The following is a 19,330-nucleotide window of genomic DNA, read 5'->3' on the forward strand; positions in this document are numbered from 1 at the left end:
AGATTGAGTTAATGATTTAAGGTCTATTCTCCATCTCCAGGGTTCATCGATGATGCGTAATGTGCATTGATTATTCTTATGTTGAGACCCCTTCAATCCGATCTTCAACCTCTTGATAGAGTTCTTGTAATTGCTGGATATTTTCGTCAGAGGTATCCCAATATCCACGTCCATTGACTTCAAGTAAGGTGCCAACAATGCGCCTGAAGCTGTGAGGATTTAGCTCTAGTAAGCGTTTGCGCATCTCTGGATCATTGATGAATGTTTCATTGGCTTCTTCGTAAACAAAGTTGTCGACAGAACCGCTAGTCGCACTCCATCCCAAGGTGAAGTTCAAGCGTTTCGCTACTTCACGCACACCTTCATAACCCGAATCAAGCATGCCCTCGTACCACTTTGGATTGAGGAGTTTGGTGCGTGAGTCTAGGCGAATCGTTTCACTTAAAGAGCGAACTTGAGCATTCGCCGTTGTCGTGTCTGCGATGTAGCTCGTTGGAGATTTTCCATCTTCGCGAAGTCCCTGAATCAGCTTGGTGGGGTCGCTGTCGAAATAATGACTAACATCGGTTAGTGAAATTTCAGCGGAGTCGAGATTTTGGAACGTTACGTCAGCTGTCTTCATGACTGACTCGAAGACGTCACGCTTTTGATCCATTTCACCAGGGTTATCAGCATTAAAGGCAAATGTTTTACGGGAGAGATACATCTCTTGAAGTTCTCCCTCTTCTTCCCAACTACTGTTTTCAACGGCGAGGTTTACATTAGAGCTGTAGCTACCGCTTGCATTGGAGAACACTCGACAAGCAGCATCACGAAGACTTGTTCCTTCTTTTTCTGCTTGTTCGAGAGAATGTTTTCGAACAAAGTTCTGTTCAATGGCTTCCTCGGATTCGGCGGCCATTTTTACACCTTGATCAATCAGGGCCATCTGATTGATAAATAAATCTCGGAACACACCCGAACAATTCACAACAACATCGATTCTTGGTCTTCCTAATTCTTCAAGCGGAATGAGCTCTAGTTTGTTGACCCTGCCTAAGGAGTCGGGAACGGGGCGAACTCCAATGAACCAAAGGATCTGTGCGAGTGACTCTCCGTAGGTTTTGATGTTGTCTGTTCCCCAGAGCACGCAAGCAATGGTTTCAGGCCAATCGCCCTGTTCTTCTCTCTGTCGTTCGATCAATTTGTCGACAACAATTTTTGCTGCAGCCACGGCTGCCCTCGTAGGAATCGCTTGAGGATCAAGGGCATGGATGTTTTTGCCACTCGGCAGTACGCCTGGATTCCTGATTGGGTCTCCTCCGGGGCCGGGAAGAATGTATTCACCATCCAGAGCCCTTAAGAGGCTCTCCATTTCCATATCTGCGCAGATTTGTTGGAGGCAAAAACGCAAATAGGTAAAGAGGGTGTCAAGCGCAGTGCTGTCGACGCTTGTGAAACCACCAGCCGAACAGGCTCGGAACCAAGGCATTGGCAGTTTGAATCCAAAGCGTGAGATCAGATCCAGGAACCATCCAAAGTTTTCGCGCATATTGACGCGACCATCGCCCCCTGTAAGAGATCGCACCATGGATCCCACAGCCGCCCGCGAAACTTCCGTGATCGTGCGATTGAGTTCCACATCTTCAAGAACACCATCGTCATTTCCCTTATAGATGTCTTCAATCTTGCGGCCGAGAGATTCAGCGAGTAGTCCGGGTAACGAACGTAGGCCCTCTTCTTCACGCTCCAAAGCAGCAATACTCACCAGAGTTGCAATGGCTTCTTCTGCTGTGGGCGGCTTGCCAATGGTATGAAGGCCGCAAGGAAGAAGTCGACTTTCAATTTCCATCAATTGGCGATAAATAGCCCCAACAACCGCGTCGCGATCTTCGAGGGTTAAATTAGAGGAATCATCGTCGGGAAGAGTGACGTCTTTATCAAGATTGCACAAACGCGCGGTTTCTACGATTGCATTCACGATTTGAATGCCCCGACCACTTTCTCTCAGTTGTTGATAGGAACCCACCAACTCACCAAGTTCTTTAAGTCCTTTGTAGAGGCCAGCATTTTCCGCTGGTGGTGTGAGGTAGCTAATCGTGGATGCATACCCCCGTCGTTTTGCGATCGTTGCTTCAGATGGATTATTGGCTGCGTAGTAATAGAGGTTTGGCAAGGCTCCGATGAGGGAGTCTGGGTAACATGTTTCACTCATACCCATTTGCTTGCCGGGCATAAATTCAAGAGAACCATGCGTGCCGAAGTGGAGCACGGCATCTGCTCCCCAAACTTTCTCTACATAGGTGTAGTAAGCGGCAAACCCATGGTGTGGACTTGCACTGCGTGAGTAGAGAAGGCGCATAGGATCGCCTTCGTAACCAAAGGTTGGTTGAATTCCTACAAAGATATTTCCAAAATGACGCCCATAAATCAATAAATTTTGCCCATCACTGTTCAAATTGCCAGGTGGTTTTCCCCAGTTTTCTTCTAAGCGTTCGGAATAGGGTGTTAGCCGTTCATATTCTTCAATGCTCATTCGATGGGCGATCGAGAGTTCTGGTGATCCTTGAAGGGCTTCGGGATCGTTGATCACTGTTTCCATCAGTGCCTTGGCATCACGTGGCATGTTCTGCACGTCGTACCCCTTGGCCTTCATCTCTTGAAGCACCCTGTGAATGGAATCGAAAACATTCAGATAGGCCGCTGTTCCCACGTTGCCCTTGTCTGGGGGAAAGCTGAAAACGGTAATCGCAAGCTTTTTGTCTGCTCGTGGTTTCAGTCGTAATGATGACCAGCGGATTGCTCTCTCAGCAATTGCGTCGACGCGATCTTGAAGAGTGTGGGCTTTGCCAGTGGCGTCATCACGACCAGACAAAACGATCGGTTCGATTGCGCCGTCTAATTCGGGAATCGCGATTTGTAGTGCTACTTGCACTGGATGAAGGCCTAAATCACTTTTCTCCCATTCCTGCGTGGTTTGAAAGACCAATGGAAGGGCAACCATGTAAGGCCTATTGAGCTTTTTCAGCGATTCAACGGCCTTGGGATGGTCCTGACGCGCTGGACCGCCAACCAAGGCAAAACCGGTAAGAGACACAATGCTGTCCACCAGAGGCTGCTCTGAATTGAGCGGGTCGTAGAAAAACGCATTGACTGGTTTTGAGAAATCAAGGCCTCCGCAGAAGATCGGAATAACGCGTGCGCCTCTGAATTCAAGTTCTTGGATGGTTGCCACGTAATGGGCGTCGTCTCCCGTCACGATGTGGCTGCGCTGAAGGACGAGACCAACCACTGGACCCTTGCGGGCTTTGTCGTTGAGATCTGGACGACTTGCCGTCCAGTTCAAATATTCCTTTAAATCCTCAAACATTTGAGGTGCTAGTGGATGCCAAATTCCTAAATCAGGAAAGACTTCTGGATCTGCAACTACAAGATCAGGACGATCATTACCTTCTGATGCGGGAAATACATATTTATCGGCCAGCATCAACAGAAAATTTCGAAGATTATCTGGTGTGCCACCCAACCAATATTGAAAACTCAGCATAAAGCTGCGAGCATCTTGAGCTTTCTCGACAGGCAAATACTTGAGCACGGTTGGAAGCGTGTTCAAGAGTTTGAGCATGGCGTCTTGAAAACCTGCGCCACCTGCTTCTTTTCGCTTTTTCATGAAGCCAGCGATCGCGCTTTTGCTCTGGCCGAGTTGAGCCATCGAGAAGCTGCCTAACTTATTGAGTCGCATCACCTCTGGCATTGAGGGGAAAACCACTGCGGCCTTCAGGCGATCGCGGTGAGGACTAACTGCATCAACAACTTTTTGGGCGAGATCTTCAATAAAAATAAGGGACCCAATAAAGACGTCGGTTTCAGCAATGTCTTTTTGAAAATCTGCATAATTATTTTCGTCACGAAGTTCCTCAATGAGATAGCCACAGAGTTCGATCCCAATCGGACCATTTTGCGCATTAAGGGTGATCGCTGCCTGGGTTAACGCACTCTGATATTGCGGTTCAAGAACGACGTAGACGGCCTTCATGACCGATTGATGATTGTTGTTCTCAGCAGGAACAATCCGACGATCAGCGGAACGGACCTGCGTAAACATCAGCACTTATGAGCAATGTAAAGAAGCTTACGGGTGTGAGTGTCGCTCTGCATGAGATCTGCATTTCGTGTTACATCCGCGCCTGGCCCCATAGGCTGAGTCCATCTGCAGCACGTTCATGAGCGACATCCAGACCGGCTCGATCCCCGTTGTGGTGACTGGTGCGCTGGGTCGAATGGGTGCAGAAGTGATTCGGGCTGTGCAAATGGCTCCTGATTGCCATTTGGTGGGTGCAGTGGACAACACGCCTGGCAAAGAAGGCCAAGACGTAGGCGAATTACTTGGGCTTCATGCTCTTGAAGTGGCTGTGACTGCTGACCTAGAGGGCTGCTTGTGCTCTGCGAGTCAGGCGGTTCGTGATGCAGGGCCTGGGAAAGGAGCCGTCATGGTGGATTTCACCCATCCATCTGTGGTGTATGCCAACACCAGAGCTGCGATTGCCTACGGAGTTCATCCCGTGATCGGGACTACGGGGCTATCGCCCGCCCAACTCGATGACCTCCAATCCTTTTCTGATAAGGCATCTATTGGTGGGGCTGTGATTCCCAATTTTTCAGTGGGGATGGTGTTGCTTCAACAGGCGGCTGCCGCTGCTGCTCGTTTTTATGACCATGCCGAGCTGACGGAGCTCCATCACAACCGTAAGGCCGATGCTCCAAGTGGAACCTGTATCAAAACTGCCGAACTGATGGAGGAGCTAGGCAAACAATTCAATGAATCAGAAGTGGATGAGCATGAATCGCTTGCTGGAAGTCGGGGAGGACAGCGGCCAAGTGGCCTGCGCTTGCATTCCTTGAGATTGCCTGGTCTCGTGGCGCATCAGGAAGTGATGTTTGGCTCCCCTGGAGAGACCTATACCCTGCGCCACGACACGATTGACCGGGCTGCCTATATGCCAGGCGTTTTGCTCTGCGTCCGTAAGGTCAGACAGTTACCGACGCTCGTGTACGGCCTCGAGCGTCTTCTTTAAGGGGTTGGCACGATGTTGATTCCGCTTCGACCTGGAGAATTGCATCGGTTGATTCCCGCTGTGGCAACAGGCCAGCAATTCAGATCGTCCCTTGGTAACCCCCGAAAAATTCTTCAGCGACTCTTGATTGCCACGATTGGGGGGGTGATCACTCTCTTAATTAGTCAGAGCCAGTTATCTAGTCGATGGGGTTCGATTTTGTTGATCATTGGCGTCGTTTTTTTTCTCTACATCTTGTGGGGGCCGATTGTGGAAGCCGGTCGAAAAAATGCAGTGTTGCGCCGTTACCCCGCGGCGGCTCTTTTTGAAGGGGAGGTTGTTAAGGCTTCTCGGCAGGAGCGCGTTGAAAATCAACGGGAGCAGGCTGATGCGAGCGGTCGGCTCGAATTGATTGAAAACCGAAGGACGTGGTTAGTGCTTGAGCTGGCTGATGAAGACGGCTATCTCGGACGGATCTCTTTCCCAATGACCAAGCAGCATGCATCGATACGCTCTGGAGCGTTGATCCGTTGTGTAGTGCTGAGCGACCGCAACGATTTTTCGAGATTGGGAGCCCTAACCGATGCTTGGCTTCCAGGTCTTCGGATCTGGATTGGAGAGTACCCATATCTGCTCCGACCTGCCTTCGAAGACCTCTGTCGGATGCGTTTGCGCAAAGTTTCTTCACAAATGGGTTACACTTCTTAAACACCGGCAGGTTCCCCATGACTCAAGCCTCTACAAACGCAGCAACCATCCGCGGCGCAACCGTGACCACGGAAGATGGTGGGCGTCTCAATGCATTCGCAACTGAGCCACGCATGGAAGTTGTAGACGTGGAAAGCGGCTGGGGCTTTCACGAGCGCGCAGAAAAGTTGAATGGCCGCATGGCCATGCTCGGATTCATTGCCTTACTTGCAACTGAATTGGCCATGGGTGGTGAAGCCTTCACCCGTGGACTTCTTGGCATCGGCTAAACACAGTGATGACCGGCTACCTGGCTCCGATTCGGATCAATGGTGCCGGTCCAACTGGAAGTTTGCTTGCCCTCGGGCTTGCAAACTTCGGGTATAAGGTTCATCTGTATGACCCTCTGAGTTCCGATCAAATTTGTTCTCGTAGTCGGGCGTACGCGCTAACTCATTCCTCTAGACGTCTTTTAACGCGATTAGGACTTTGGGGTGAGTTATCTCCTTTTTTATCACCCTTTAAGACCTTGGGTCTCGAGGATCGTGGTATCAACCAATCGGTGAATTTTACTGAGCTAGATCTCAAAAAAGCAAACAGATCATCCCAAGCGGTTGGTTGGATTTTGGATCATTGCTCTTTGATGACGCTCTTAATAAGCCGATTAGAGAAATCTGGCAATGTCAATCTTTTTTTTGGCGAATCGGCCAACCAATCTCTGCTTCTTAGTCATGATTTTGGTTTGGTGATCGCAGCAGATGGTCCACGTTCACCGACCCGCACATATTTCAAATTTCCTTGGTGGACACACTCGTATTCTCAGGGTTGTTTAACAGCGAAAATTCGTTTTCGTAATGTTGATTCAGAAAAAGCCTTCGAATGTTTCAGGCCAGAAGGTCCTTTAGCCATCCTTCCATTGGGTAAAACTGATTTTCAGGTGGTATGGAGTGCTCCTCTTCATCGATGTCGTCAGTTAGCTGGTCTTGAAACATCGGCCTTTCTTGACCAGCTTTGCACGATCCTTCCGAACGGTCTCGAACCTGATGCGTTGCTCGATTCACCTGCTGCTTTCCCCTTAGAGATTAGTTTTGCTCCAAAACTGCATCAACAGAATGTAGTTCTCGTTGGTGAATCTGGTCATCGTTGTCATCCTGTAGGTGGGCAGGGGCTCAATCTTTGTTGGCGAGATGTTGAAACTCTCCTTCAACTGATGACGTCTGCTTCCTGTGCTCGGCGTGGGCTAAAAGCTGTTCCTGGTCGCTACACCAGGCTCCGTTTTTTCGATCTCTTAACCGTTGGGCTTGCCACAGATCTTCTTGTTCGTTTGTTCTCCAACCGCCAGTCAGCAGTTCTGTTCGTACGACGTCTCGGTCTTTTCATGCTCAAGCACTCACCCTTGTTTCGGAGGGTTTCACTTCAGGCGATGTCAGATGGACCAAGCACCCTTCTGCATAACTTGCCAAAGTGAGTGGAATTGATTGCTTTTAATGGTCATTAGTAGTGACCCGCAACCCAAGCCGTCTGCTGCTTTGCTTGCCTACTTGCAGGGCAAGCTTGGATTGAGTGCCAGTGCCATCAATCTTGGCCTGCGGCAAGCTGAATTAGAACAGGCTCCCCTGCCAGTGGTGCTCTGGAGTTTTGGACTGCTCAGCTTGCAAGGTTACCAAGATGTTTTGGACTGGCAGCAAGCTCAGGAGTAGTGAATCAGAGATTCAACCTGGATGTCATCGGGAAGACGCCCTCGTCCACCTAAAGCTGTGAGTTCCACGATGAAGGCGCAGCCCACCAGTTGACCGCCAGCCTTCTTGACTAAATCGGTTGTGGCCGAGGCAGTCCCGCCTGTTGCTAGCAGGTCATCAACAATCAAAATTCTTGGTTCGTCTCTCATGGCATCGGCATGAATCTCGAGGCGATCCGTCCCGTATTCCAGGGCGTAATCAATTCCGTAGACCTGCCCGGGGAGTTTTCCTGGTTTGCGTACTGGAACAAATCCCAGCTTCTTCTGCGTTGCCAAACCCATTCCCACAATGAAACCCCTGGCTTCAATTCCCACAATCAGGTCTGGATTCAACGAATCGCATAGCGTTCCAAGACGATCCATGACCTCTGCCCAGCCCACGGGATCACGCAACATCGGGGATATGTCTCGGAAGAGAATTCCTGGTTTTGGAAAGTCTGGAATATCTTGAATGTAATGACGAAGATCCAAGGACATGTTCTAGTGAGACTTACACGCAATTATCGCAGATACGACTGTGGATGAGCTTGATTACGTGTGTCCTCTAAGCAGCTCGTTCCTGCTGATTCTCTCAGATTGAATTGATCCATGAGAGGAGAAGATCTACCCCATTCCAAAAGTTTATTTTTTCGCTGGCGCAATAGCGCCTTTAAGCTTCGAAAATTAGTTTCAATCGATAAAGTAATCTTTTGTATCATGCCAGATTAAGTGGTTGTCTTGCTGAGCGGAGGAGAATTTTCGTTGTCTTCTCAGTGAATTAGAGTTGGTTTGTTGCTACTTTGTGCCCATTTTATAGGTTTATTTGTGCAGCCCGTCTGCGCATCGTAGATCCGATTGATGAGTGAGAATCTTATTCTGCTTTGTTCTCTCGTCTCTTGTTTGGCAGGGATCTTGTGTCAATTCCAGCTGTTGCTGCCGTTCCCTTGAAAGAATTGTTTAAAGCCTTAGGGTTGGATTGTTTTGAATAAGGTCAAACATTTTGGTTGCTGATCAGGAGGCCGTGTCCAGGCTTTTCTGATCGTGTGTTAGCACTGCATCCAAGCCTGTCTTGATTGAACTCGAAGCTGTATGACTCGAATCGGTACGCCACCCAGCCATGACTGAAGCAACAGTCACTCCTCTTCCAGCAACGTCTTTGCCAATAGCTGTGCTTGGTCGTCGTGGGATGGAGCGTCTCGATCTCCTTTTGCTCACAGTGGAGTCCTTGGATTTCAACGGTGGGGAGGCCATGCTTTGGGCCACCCAACAACTCGGCTTCGAAAGTCTGTTCCCAAACCGGGTAGAGCTTTGGAAGCGTCGATGCCATAACCCGCTTCGTCGTTCTACGCGTCGTGGAAGACTTGGTTCGGCTGAAACAGAGGCCCTTATCAGGCTTCTCTGTGCCATGGCTGATCGGCTTTATCCGATGCTTCACCAGCTTCTCTCGAGTCGTGAACCCGCTGACCTCAGCAAGCAGCGTTGGGCTTTAGTTGACCAACGCTTGAGGGATTTGATCGCTGAGCGCTTCAATCTCCGCCGGGGGGCTGTTCAACGTTTGCTCAGCACCGATCACTCTTCGTCGATTCAACGACAGCTTGTTTTGATTCTGGCGCTGGCCGCAGGTCCCGGTGGAGTGGATCGCCTTCGGGCCAGTCTTCTTGACCCAACACCCTGATGATTTCGATGCTCAAACTCTCTTACCGCTACGACCAAACGGCGGCCAGGCTTGAGGTGGATGGCCTCCCTGACTTTTCGTCCGGCCATGGTGACAGCGTGATTGGGATCTTGTCTGCTTGGCGTCTTCAATTGGTTGGTGCTCCTGAGCTGGAGGGGAAACGCGATCACCTTGAAGCGTTGATGGCTGTTGTTTTTCCCTATGCACGCCATCAAATCTCCGGTGTTTCCAGGCCTGAAGGCTGGTCGCATCATCCAGTGAGTATCCGCCCTGTTGATGGTGGCCATCAGCTTGGCCTAACCAGTAGTCAGCCTGATGTTCCCCCGTTGGAAATCAAGTTGGATGATGCTGATCTTGCTGATCTTTTGCGCTGCCTAGATGCGCTTCGTGCTGACGAACGCGTGGCTATTTCTTGGCCCGTGATCATCAATCACCCCTTGAGTCGTCGTGAATTAGTGGAGCGGGTTCCTTTGGTTCGTCGTTTGGCTGCACCTGTGTTTGGTGGTGTAGCTCTTGTTGTCGTTGGGGTCATGGCCATGGTTGTTCCATTGCCCAGCCAAGACACCAAGGCTCCTACTGACTCCATAGAGGCTCCCCGTCCAGATCCTGTGAGCGATCCTTCACAAGCTGATCCATCACGTTGAGCTTCTTCTGGTTTTCGCCCATATATTGGCTTTTATTGCTTGCGTTCTATGTCCTCCAGTTGGTCTGATCTGAGACGTCGTGTCGCAAGGATTGGAGCTTCACTGGATGTCGTTGTGCGAAGCGATCCGGAGGTTTGTGGCTTGAGTGGTGCTGATTATCAACTGACCCTTCATCACAGCGGTTACGGAGATTGCACGGTTGGTGATCTCAGTTTGATCGAGTGCCCGAATGAGTTGGTTCTCATTGAATTTGAGCGCTGGATGCGTCGAGCCAAGTTGTCATTAGTGTCATGACCTCGAAGAACATCCCCCGTCTGCCTAGAACTCGAAGAGAACGTCGCGTTTTTAGCAAAAACAAACGTAACTCCATGCGCGTTCCTGTTTGGAGGATGTTTTTGGAGTCGGTCCTTTTATTAATGCTTGGAACCGGCTTGCTTGCAGGTTTGAGCTGGTTACCGACCAAGGTTGATGCAATCGTTGTTGTCAGTGAAGCGATTGCTGATTTGATTCGCGGCCTCAGTCAACTGTTGGAAGCGTTTCTTGGTTTGTCTGCAGCCATTCTGATTGCTGCACTTCTTGTATTGGGTCTGCTGGCTCTTCTCTCAGGCTTGATTCGACTCGTGCGCACGTTCTCTGTTGTTTTTAAATCGTCAGAACGTCGGCAATCGCTTCAAGCTTCCAAAACTCCTCGACGAAGCTCTCGTTCGGGTCGCCGCCGCCGACTACGAAAAATGCGCTAATTCAGACCTTTCTACCTTTCTCAACGTTATCTCGATCGAGGAGCGAGTGAACGTTGCATCATCCAAAGTTCATTCAAGGTCAGACCTCCGTCTCCATTGCGGTCCAGACTTTCGAAATTTCGTTGCAGCCAGGGAAGGGATGCCACCTCCTTACGATCAAGTTTTCCATCAAAATTCCGATCGGCTTGTTGAAATCGTCTTTGCAATCGCAGACCACTTGGGTGGGAAGCGGAGGGCCTGATGTCTTCAATCAACAAATAGTTTCGGGTTGTGTGTCGCTGTAATCTCCGTTCGAGGTAGGGCTGGCCACTGACTTCTCTTCTCTCCAAGCGTCCATCACGATTGGAATCCATCCGAACGAATAAGGCCTCCATCCTGGTGCCGTAATGACGCACAGGGTTGGCTTGAGCACCTTGGTCTGGCAGCAGGAGGCTTGCCCCCAGTGCAACGAGTGTGAAAGGTACCCATTTCTCCATCACAGAAGACTATGCAGTGTGATTGCTGAAGAGATGTCTGAGTGATGACAGATCGTCAATTAACTGTGACATGGTCCGCCTCAGCGAGACAGTTTGCTTGATGCTCCATACGATCGGAGCATTCAATTGAAGTGGCGATGACCCAACCTTCCGGCACCGCTTCGCACTCCCCGGCCAAAAAAGCTTCGATGATTTGGGTCGTGGATGACGATCCGGAACTTCGTCAGATGGTAGGTACCTACTTGATTGATCAGGGCTATGACGTTCGCTGTCTTAGTGATGTCAAGCAGCTAGAGGCAAGGCTGGACTTTCAGCGCCCAGACTTGATCGTGCTCGACTTGATGATGCCTGGCGATGATGGCCTGTCAGCTTTACGTCGCTTGCGAGATGCTGGCGACGATCTACCCGTGGTCATGTTGACGGCCAGAGGAGATGGAGTTGATCGCATTATTGGCTTGGAGCAGGGGGCTGATGACTATCTCGCTAAGCCATTTCTTCCCCGTGAGTTGTCAGCACGCATCGAAGCAGTGCTTAGAAGGCGTAGCTCGATTCCTGCCGGAACTCCCCTGGCTGAAGGCGGTGATGTGACGTTCGGAGAAAATCAATTTGATCTTTCTGCCAGGACCCTGTTTCGCGAGGGCGAGCCTGTTGTTATTACCAGTGGTGAGTTCAGCTTGTTGGCGGCTTTCGTGCAGCACCCCCATCGACCTCTGTCTAGAGAACGACTCATCGAGCTGGCTCGCGGACCAGGGTCTGATACGGATAGTCGCAGCATGGACGTGCAAGTTTCGAGGGTACGCAAGCTGGTTGAACCAGATCCTGCGCGTCCTCGCTATATCCAAACGGTATGGGGATACGGTTATGTCTTCGTTCCTGATGGACAACCTCGTTCGCGTTGAGGGATGGAATGACCCCACGGGTGTGGCAAGTTCGACTGCGATCTTTATTCGGTTGGAGTGGCCTTGCTCTCGGCAGCTGGGCGTTTTGCTTGTTGGTTTTACAGGTGTTGTTTGGACAGCAGCTTGAGCAGCTTCAGACGGTGCAGCTCGGCCGTGATTTGGCCCTCAATGTAAGGCTCACTGAGTTGGCTCTAGAGCGCTACCCCCCCCATCTGGTGACTGAACTCACCGGTCTTGACCTCACAGTTGCGATCCACCCCAAATCGGTTCAAAAGATTCCTTCCGCAGGATTTCAACGCCAGGCGAAAGCGCTTCAGACGCAGCTTTGTGAGCGGCTCTCCCATTGTCCGATGGTTGTGGCGGATCAAGATCACGAGGGCGAACGCGGAATTTGGATTGAGCTGATTTCACCGTTGGAACCGATTTGGCTGCGCGTGAATGTGCGTGCTCCGATGAGCTGGCCGCCTGAGCCCACTCTGTTGGGGTTATCACTGGTTGGGGCGGGCATGATTTGTGGCGGCCTGTTTCTGCTCGTGGAGGTGGAGGCACCGTTACGTGGATTGGAAAAGGCCTTATCCCGGGTTGGGGACGGAATTGATCCTGATGCTGTTCCGGCTCGTGGTGCTCCTGAGGTTCAGCGCCTTACGCGCCGTTTCAATGCAATGGTCCGACGTTTGGCTGCCAATCGAAATGAAAGAGCCACCATGCTCGCTGGAATCGCCCATGACTTACGCGCGCCCATCACTCGGCTGCAGTTTCGATTGTCTTTACCTCAACTCAGTGCAAAAGAACGCGAACGTTGTGCTGGAGATTTGCAATCTTTAGAACGCATCACAGGTCAGTTCCTTCTGTTTGCAGGAGGCGGTGATGAAGAACTCTCTGTGCCTGTTCCTTTGGATCAACTGCTGGCAGAGGTGGCGAGCAGTCATCCTGCCGATCAATTGCAGCTTCAGTTGGACACATTTGAGGTCATGGTGAAGCCAGTGGCCTTGAGTCGAGCTGTTGCCAACTTGATTGATAACGCTTTCACCTATGGCCAAGCCCCTGTGGTGTTGAGGTTGTTGCGCACTGCAGATCAATGTTCGATTGAAGTTTGGGATCAGGGAGATGGCATGCCTCAGCATTTGTTTGAGCAGGCTCTTCAACCGTTTCACCGCCTCGATTCCTCGCGTGGAGGACAGGGCCACTGTGGATTGGGGTTGGCCATTGTTGTGCATGTGGCACGTCTGCATGGTGGCTACCTCGACTGCCGTTATGCCGATGGTTTGAATGACTCGAAGGTTCCAGGGCGCTTCGCTATTCGTTTGTCACTGCCAATAGACCTCATGGTGCAGAACGTTGCGAAAAGCTGAAGTCCTGTTCCTTTTGTTGATTTGGAAGGCACCAATGGGAGGGTGCTGATTGCTTCGTTATGGGCCACAAGGAAAACAAAAAGTCAAAACACAACAGCAAAAGCAAAGAAACGGCATTACCGAATGGGTCTAAGCCCCTATCTGCTGCGGAGATGGGTGGGCTTGATGGACGTGAGCTCAGCAGCGCGGCCCTGGCCGACCGGAAGGGTGATGGACTCCAACGACCTAGTTACGACGGAGAACGACTCAAGAAAAAGATTTACGAGTCTGAACTGGAACAGCTTCAGACTCAACTCGTCAAAATGCAATATTGGATCAAGGAAAAGGGCTTCCGCATGATCATCCTGTTTGAGGGACGGGATGCAGCTGGTAAGGGAGGCACGATTAAACGCTTAACTGAACCTTTAAACCCCCGTGGCGCCAGAGTTGTTGCTTTGGGAACCCCTTCCGATCAGCAGAAAACGCAGTGGTATTTCCAGCGATATGTGGAACATTTTCCAGCTGCTGGCGAAATTGTGGTGTTTGATCGCAGCTGGTATAACCGCGCTGGTGTGGAGCGGGTGATGGGGTTTTGTACCCCTAATGAGGTTGAGGGTTTTCTTGAAGATTGTCCTCAGTTTGAGCGAATGTTGGTTCGTAGTGGTGTGTTGTTGTTGAAGTATTGGTTCTCTGTGAGTGATACGGAACAAGAGGTACGATTTCAATCACGCATTGATGATCCAACCAGGCGTTGGAAGCTCAGTCCGATGGATCTTGAAGCACGTAATCGTTGGGTGGAGTTTTCAGAGGCAAAGGATATAATGTTTGCCAGCACCAATATCCCTGAGGCACCTTGGTTCACCGTAGAAGCCGACGATAAGCGACGGGCAAGGCTTAATTGTCTCAGGCATGTTCTTAGCAAGGTTCCATGGGAAGATATGACTCCGCCAGCGATTGAATTACCACCAAGGCCAAAACAGGGCTCCTATGATAGGCCACCTATTAATGAACAGTTTTTTGTTCCTAATCATTATCCTTATGATCAAACCAGTGAATAATTCTTTTGGCTATTTCAGCCTAGTTTCTATTGTTTAATCCGTTAATTCTTTTCTGGCTAGGTAGGTAGATGAAAACCATCGTCACGTTAAGGTTTCTAAGCTATGGAGCATAGATTGCTGGGGACCTCGATAACTTTTTAAGACTAAGATTCTAATTGTCTCGGTAAATGTCTCATTTTGTTCCCTCTAATTCGTAACAATTGACGCTTCGTTATAGTTTATGCATCTACTCTCAGCTAAGATGAATATCGTCAGGAATGTATGGCAATGAGTTTTTTAAAAATTCTCACGTTATCTTTTTTGATGGTTGGCTTGTCAGGTTTTGACTACGATAAAGGTATAGGTTTGTACTCCTCAAAAGCAGAAGCCTTTGAGGAGTGCGAAGACTGGAAGGATAGCGGGAATGTTGTTGTTTACGCGACAAATATTAATATAGCGGAGGTGGCTTCAAGGTTTGGTCTTGAGAATCCAGCTCCTATATCAAACTCTTCTCGTTCGACAATAGACCAATTAAAATATGCAGATAGGCTCTATGAATGGAATCAATTAGTGGAGAATTTTCTTGCCAAGCACCCCACAAAAGCAATGAAAATGTATTCCCGCATGTGTGAGTATGAGCCAAGTGAAAAATTATTTGTAGGTTATGAAAACAAGAAGATTCAAGAGGGTGTTTGGAAAGACGAAGATGGAATGAGAGGAAGAATGGTAAAAGTGAAATATTTTCGATATTGAGTAATGACTCTTCTGCCAGCAAGAGAGAGTCAGTAGGGGGCAAGGTGCCATTTTTGTTTTTCATGCATCTGATCGATTGTTGAAATGATCTGGGATCCTAAGCCTATGGATCTCTACATTCCTGGCCTTTTTCTTAGATACAGGCTTTGATTTCATATATCACCATTGATTGTGATTGTTTTTCAAGTGCATTACGTCTCAGCATCTAATATTTCAATGTTAAATTTAATGCTTACAGATGGATCTTCGTCTTGTTGCGTTGCTTGGGAAGTACCAGGAAGAAGAGCTTGAAGCGATAGAGCGATGGTTCAACCATACCCAACCATTGGCTCTTGAAATCATGGGAAGCATGAAGATTGCGCGTGGCACTATTAAAAGGGAGAGTAAATAATAAGTTTTGTGCAAATGCAACGAGACTCTTTTTTGATTTGTTGTTGTATTTGCTTTTTAATCTGATACCATGCTGCATCCCTGGCTATACAATTTAAATTATCTATTTCTAAATTCCTTCTTTATCTGATTCGCTTGTGAATTTAATACGTGATGCTTATATTTTGTGTTTATGCTGCGTGCTTATCTTGTCAGTTTAAGCTTGCTTAAGGCTGCGAAAATAGTTTTGTATTAATAAATTTTTTTCATATATTCAACGGGTTGATCTTTGATTGTGCTTATTGTTTCTTGGACTTTCCTTGTGGGAAGCGTGCAGTCGCGTCGTTAGCCATGAAGCTGCTGAAACCAGTATCCGGCGAGTTGCCACGAGCTGAACAGGAAGATCGCAAGAAATAGCCAGTTCACCCATGCGGGGCGATCACGGTTCTCAAACATGCAATGCGGGGGAAGTGACCCTTCAATTCTGCCTGATCAGCGTTTTAAAACCATGAAATCTTTTGAACGCTCTTGCTGGGTCATGTTCGAACGGATTCTGAATACCAATCTGCATTTTGAAGAGACACCTGAGATCCTCCGGCACGTTTGAGATCATGCATTCCTTCAAGCTGTCGATAGACGGCTTTCAATTGTCTTTGAATGTGATCTGTGTGTGGCATGGCGTATAGGGTCAACAGCGCTTCCTCGAGATGGTGCTTTGCATCAATCAACAGGCGGCAATCGGTACTTCCAGGTTCGTAGCCCATGAAAAATCTGAAACTTTTTCTAATTCAGCATGATTGTTTCCAACCAGGTTGTGGCCATTTTTACCAAGCGGCGTATTTCTAGGGCTCTTGTTGCTCTCCACTTGCCTCGATCAAATCCCATGGTCTTGCAATTCCGCCTTGCACGGCCCATAGGCCTGCTTTCCTGAGTTGTGCCTCACTCTGCAATTTTTGATAGTTCAGGTCGTCGCATCGGCCGAGATAACCGTCGTAGGCAAAGACTTGACCACTGCTAATGAGAGGGGAGGCAATGTCCGTTTTCCCCTTCAGGAGCCTTGCTACAACACGCCCATAGACATCCCGGGCCCTTAATTCCATCTGTACGGCTGAGCCTTGCGGCAGTGCTTTGCTCAGCGCTGATTTCGCTTGAGCCGACCAGGGTTGTTGCTGTTGCAAGGGAGCTTGAATGCAGGCCAGTCGAACCGCTCTTCCTTCTCCATTGATGTCAACCAGCACCTCTTGGCCATTGTTGACCTTGAGTACGGTCACAACTTGGCTGGGATGGGTCGTTTCGCCCACAACAGCAATCGGTAATGCTGAACCCATCAGTAGGCCTAAGAGCATGCTGTGACCTACTGCCTTCCTGGTTGATGCCATGACGGGATCTTTGCTCAACTGACGAATAGCATCTCCCGATAGGAAGGAAGAGGCCAACGATCGTCATCGACGAGTCCTTCAAGCCCATCCACAACATCCCGCAGCTGCAGGAGACGCGGTAGAAGAACGTTTGCTGCGTGGTTCATTGATGCAGTGGTGTCGCCGTGATGCAGCTGGTGCAATTCATCATCGAGAGCATTGATTTGATCCTGCATTCGTTGCTGTAGCTCTGCCGCATATTGCAGGGTCCGTTGATCAGGGTTTAGGCCTACGGCTTGTTGTTGGCTGATACTGCGTGCCAATGAGCCCAGATGTTTCTGAACAGCAGGGCTTATTTGTGTCCGAACAATGGACAGTGCAACTTTGGCTTCAACCTCTACGGCCAGCGAGTATTGCTCGCTGTACACCTCGTAGCGGCTCTCTAATTCCACTGGTGAGATCACAGCTTGACGCTGAAACAGTTCCTTGACGTCGTCCCGGCGCAGCACTGGAAGGGCGTTGGCGGTGTTGCGTAGGTTTTCCAATCCCCGTTGCTCGGTGGCTTCCTGATGCCATGCATCGGAATATCCATCACCTCCAAAGACAGCTGCACCGTGTTGGTCCATCACTTGCTTTAGGACGTCTGCCGCACAGGCTTCCAAGGATTGGCCTCCGGAAATGTGTGCCTCAATTTGATCGCTAATCCATTCCAGTGAATCCGCGAGGACGGTATTCATCGCCACCAGTGGACCAGCAACGGATTGTCCAGATCCCACAGCTCTGAATTCGAACCTGTTGCCTGTAAATGCAAACGGGGATGTTCGGTTGCGATCACCAGCATCCTTCTTGAACTCAGGCAGGCTGTCGACACCCAGACGCATCACATCGCCTGTGCTGCTTCCGGTCACCTCGCCACGCTGGAACTGCTGGAAGACTTCTTCTAGCTGTTTGCCCAGGTACATCGAGATGATCGCTGGTGGAGCCTCATTGGCTCCTAATCGATGGTCATTTCCTGCTGTCGCAACGACTGCTCTTAAGAGTGGGCCGTAGCGATGCACACCACGGATCACGGCGGCGCAGAACAAGAGAAATTGCAGATTGTCGTGGGGCGTTGAGCCAGGATCTAGAAGATTGCCCTGCGTGCTGTTGCCCACAGACCAGTTCACATGCTTGCCAGAGCCATTGATGCCAGCAAATGGCTTTTCATGCATGAGACACGTAAATCCATGGCGTTTTGCCGTGCTGCGCAACACAGTCATGATCATTTGTTGATGATCCGTCGCCACGTTGGCGGCTTCATGAACAGGGGCGATTTCGAATTGTCCAGGAGCAACTTCGTTGTGGCGAGTTTTTGCCGGAATTCCGAGCCTGTACAGCTGGTGTTCTACGTCTTGCATATAGACCTGAACGCGTTCAGGAATTGCACCGAAGTAATGATCATCAAATTGCTGCCCCTTGGGCGAGGGAGCGCCGAACAGGGTTCTACCTGCGAGAAGGAGGTCGGGTCGAAGCGTTGCAAATTGACTATCGATCAGGAAATATTCTTGTTCAGCGCCGCAAGAGCTGTTCACTGCAGCTACGTCCTTGTTGCCAAGCAAATGAAGCAACCGTTGCGCTTGGCGATTCATTGCTGCGTTTGAGCGCAGGAGTGGGGTTTTTTTGTCGAGAGCTTCGCCTGTCCAACTCACGAACACAGTGGGGATGCATAGGGTGACGCCATTAGGCGTTCGCATCAAATACGCGGGACTTGTGATATCCCAGGCTGTGTATCCACGGGCTTCGAATGTGGAGCGAATCCCACCATTGGGGAAGGAACTCCCATCCGGCTCTCCCTGGATGAGGAGTTTGCCCGAAAATTCATGAATGGCTTGGCCATCTCTTTGTGGGCTAATAAAACCGTCGTGTTTCTCAGCCGTTGAATTTGTGAGGGGGTAAAAGACGTGCGCGTAATAGTGAGCACCATTGCTGACGGCCCAATCCCTCATCGCCTGAGCAACCGCGTCAGCTACTTCTAAGTTCAGCTTGCCTCCATCACGGATCACGCGACGAACCACCTTGAATGCTTCCTTGGGGAGTGCATTTTTCATGCGCGCCAGTGTGAAGACATCACTGGCCCAGATCTCTTCCAGAGAAGGAGTTGTCTCGCAAGCCATTGGCTTGCGTTGTTGAATGGCCTGTAGAGCTGCCAGTCGTGATGGATGGGGCATCGCTTCTAGGCCCCTCAGGGCATATTTTGATCAACTAAGTTAAGCCCTCGCATGGGGGCCAAAGCTTCGCTGCTTGAGTTCCATGACATCAGCTCATGACATAAACAGCGTCGTTGCAGAGCATGGGAACCGTCGAGAAGCTTTTTAGGCTGTTCTCAATCTCAAGTCTTGCGCTCAGCATCGATGTGTTCCCTACTTATAGCGTTGCTGATCAGGACTGTCTCTAAAAATCAAGAGCTGATTATTGATTAGGATTCTGCACGATCTGCTTGATACATTCTTGACAATGTTTGTGTCGGTAAAGGCTCAATTTCTGATTTTAATAGCATATTCGATGCGAATAGAGTTGATCAACTTCAGGAGGCGCCTGGTTCCTTTTTGTTGCTGATGTATTTGTATCGCAT

20 protein-coding genes are annotated in these 19,330 nt (G+C 49.7%); 14 read left to right on the plus strand and 6 right to left on the minus strand.

The window, feature by feature from the left end; genetic code table 11:
- Nucleotides 1-76 precede the first annotated feature (76 nt).
- Nucleotides 77-4,084, minus strand: a complete 4,008-nt coding sequence (locus tag SynMVIR181_RS05675; protein ID WP_186590292.1) for a magnesium chelatase subunit H — start codon at nucleotides 4,082-4,084, stop codon at nucleotides 77-79.
- A 118-nt stretch (nucleotides 4,085-4,202) separates the two neighbouring features.
- On the opposite strand from SynMVIR181_RS05675, the gene dapB reads away from it, so the two are divergent.
- From dapB to SynMVIR181_RS05700, 5 genes are all read left to right on the plus strand, one after another.
- Nucleotides 4,203-5,054, plus strand: coding sequence for a 4-hydroxy-tetrahydrodipicolinate reductase (dapB, locus tag SynMVIR181_RS05680; protein ID WP_186590293.1), 852 nt, complete (start codon nucleotides 4,203-4,205; stop codon nucleotides 5,052-5,054).
- A gap of 12 nt (nucleotides 5,055-5,066) precedes the next feature.
- Nucleotides 5,067-5,741, plus strand: coding sequence for a hypothetical protein (locus SynMVIR181_RS05685; RefSeq protein ID WP_186590294.1), 675 nt, complete (start codon nucleotides 5,067-5,069; stop codon nucleotides 5,739-5,741).
- Between the two features lie 17 nt (nucleotides 5,742-5,758).
- A complete protein-coding gene (locus SynMVIR181_RS05690) occupies nucleotides 5,759-6,010 on the plus strand; it encodes a high light inducible protein (RefSeq protein ID WP_186525132.1) in 252 nt (83 codons plus the stop codon).
- A 353-nt stretch (nucleotides 6,011-6,363) separates the two neighbouring features.
- Nucleotides 6,364-7,188 (plus strand): FAD-dependent monooxygenase, encoded by an 825-nt coding sequence (locus tag SynMVIR181_RS05695; RefSeq protein ID WP_370593889.1) that lies wholly within the window; start codon nucleotides 6,364-6,366, stop codon nucleotides 7,186-7,188.
- Nucleotides 7,189-7,207: 19 nt separating this feature from the next.
- Nucleotides 7,208-7,420: a DUF2949 domain-containing protein gene (locus SynMVIR181_RS05700; protein ID WP_006852436.1), complete on the plus strand. Its 213-nt coding sequence runs from the start codon at nucleotides 7,208-7,210 to the stop codon at nucleotides 7,418-7,420.
- Here the strand turns inward: SynMVIR181_RS05700 and SynMVIR181_RS05705 are convergent.
- The gene (locus tag SynMVIR181_RS05705) at nucleotides 7,411-7,929 is read right to left on the minus strand and encodes an adenine phosphoribosyltransferase (RefSeq protein WP_186590530.1); all 519 of its coding nucleotides are present in this window, start codon (nucleotides 7,927-7,929) and stop codon (nucleotides 7,411-7,413) included. The two genes, SynMVIR181_RS05700 and SynMVIR181_RS05705, sit on opposite strands and share 10 nt — an antisense overlap.
- 625 nt (nucleotides 7,930-8,554) lie before the next feature.
- On the opposite strand from SynMVIR181_RS05705, the gene SynMVIR181_RS05710 reads away from it, so the two are divergent.
- From SynMVIR181_RS05710 to SynMVIR181_RS05725, 4 genes are all read left to right on the plus strand, one after another.
- Nucleotides 8,555-9,112 (plus strand): DUF3038 domain-containing protein, encoded by a 558-nt coding sequence (locus SynMVIR181_RS05710; protein ID WP_186590296.1) that lies wholly within the window; start codon nucleotides 8,555-8,557, stop codon nucleotides 9,110-9,112.
- An 8-nt stretch (nucleotides 9,113-9,120) separates the two neighbouring features.
- A complete protein-coding gene (locus SynMVIR181_RS05715) occupies nucleotides 9,121-9,756 on the plus strand; it encodes a DUF4335 domain-containing protein (RefSeq protein ID WP_186590297.1) in 636 nt (211 codons plus the stop codon).
- A gap of 48 nt (nucleotides 9,757-9,804) precedes the next feature.
- Nucleotides 9,805-10,050 (plus strand): hypothetical protein, encoded by a 246-nt coding sequence (locus SynMVIR181_RS05720; RefSeq protein ID WP_186525136.1) that lies wholly within the window; start codon nucleotides 9,805-9,807, stop codon nucleotides 10,048-10,050.
- A gap of 74 nt (nucleotides 10,051-10,124) precedes the next feature.
- Entirely contained in the window at nucleotides 10,125-10,496 is a 372-nt protein-coding gene (locus tag SynMVIR181_RS05725; protein WP_255444472.1) for a hypothetical protein, read from the plus strand.
- Between the two features lie 26 nt (nucleotides 10,497-10,522).
- On the opposite strand, the gene SynMVIR181_RS05730 is transcribed toward SynMVIR181_RS05725, so the two are convergent.
- The gene (locus SynMVIR181_RS05730; RefSeq protein WP_186590299.1) at nucleotides 10,523-10,972 is read right to left on the minus strand and encodes an EF-hand domain-containing protein; all 450 of its coding nucleotides are present in this window, start codon (nucleotides 10,970-10,972) and stop codon (nucleotides 10,523-10,525) included.
- A gap of 188 nt (nucleotides 10,973-11,160) precedes the next feature.
- On the opposite strand from SynMVIR181_RS05730, the gene SynMVIR181_RS05735 reads away from it, so the two are divergent.
- From SynMVIR181_RS05735 to SynMVIR181_RS05755, 5 genes are all read left to right on the plus strand, one after another.
- Nucleotides 11,161-11,871 carry a response regulator gene (locus tag SynMVIR181_RS05735; RefSeq protein WP_186525499.1) on the plus strand — a complete coding sequence of 237 codons (711 nt, stop codon included), beginning with the start codon at nucleotides 11,161-11,163 and terminating at the stop codon, nucleotides 11,869-11,871.
- Between the two features lie 8 nt (nucleotides 11,872-11,879).
- Nucleotides 11,880-13,223 carry an ATP-binding protein gene (locus tag SynMVIR181_RS05740; protein WP_186590300.1) on the plus strand — a complete coding sequence of 448 codons (1,344 nt, stop codon included), beginning with the start codon at nucleotides 11,880-11,882 and terminating at the stop codon, nucleotides 13,221-13,223.
- A gap of 152 nt (nucleotides 13,224-13,375) precedes the next feature.
- Nucleotides 13,376-14,260 (plus strand): polyphosphate kinase 2, encoded by an 885-nt coding sequence (gene ppk2, locus SynMVIR181_RS05745; protein WP_370593890.1) that lies wholly within the window; start codon nucleotides 13,376-13,378, stop codon nucleotides 14,258-14,260.
- A gap of 261 nt (nucleotides 14,261-14,521) precedes the next feature.
- A complete protein-coding gene (locus SynMVIR181_RS05750; RefSeq protein ID WP_186590302.1) occupies nucleotides 14,522-14,992 on the plus strand; it encodes a hypothetical protein in 471 nt (156 codons plus the stop codon).
- A 238-nt stretch (nucleotides 14,993-15,230) separates the two neighbouring features.
- Nucleotides 15,231-15,383 (plus strand): hypothetical protein, encoded by a 153-nt coding sequence (locus tag SynMVIR181_RS05755; RefSeq protein ID WP_186525142.1) that lies wholly within the window; start codon nucleotides 15,231-15,233, stop codon nucleotides 15,381-15,383.
- 514 nt (nucleotides 15,384-15,897) lie between these two features.
- On the opposite strand, the gene SynMVIR181_RS05760 is transcribed toward SynMVIR181_RS05755, so the two are convergent.
- From SynMVIR181_RS05760 to SynMVIR181_RS05770, 3 genes are all read right to left on the minus strand, one after another.
- A complete protein-coding gene (locus SynMVIR181_RS05760) occupies nucleotides 15,898-16,125 on the minus strand; it encodes a hypothetical protein (protein ID WP_186525144.1) in 228 nt (75 codons plus the stop codon).
- A 78-nt stretch (nucleotides 16,126-16,203) separates the two neighbouring features.
- Nucleotides 16,204-16,740 (minus strand): thermonuclease family protein, encoded by a 537-nt coding sequence (locus SynMVIR181_RS05765; protein ID WP_186590303.1) that lies wholly within the window; start codon nucleotides 16,738-16,740, stop codon nucleotides 16,204-16,206.
- Between the two features lie 14 nt (nucleotides 16,741-16,754).
- Complete coding sequence (locus SynMVIR181_RS05770) at nucleotides 16,755-18,926, minus strand: glutamine synthetase III (RefSeq protein WP_186590304.1); 2,172 nt, start codon at nucleotides 18,924-18,926, stop codon at nucleotides 16,755-16,757.
- Between the last annotated feature and the right edge of the window lie 404 nt (nucleotides 18,927-19,330).

The organism is Synechococcus sp. MVIR-18-1 (genome assembly GCF_014279835.1).
Lineage (GTDB): Bacteria > Cyanobacteriota > Cyanobacteriia > PCC-6307 > Cyanobiaceae > Synechococcus_C.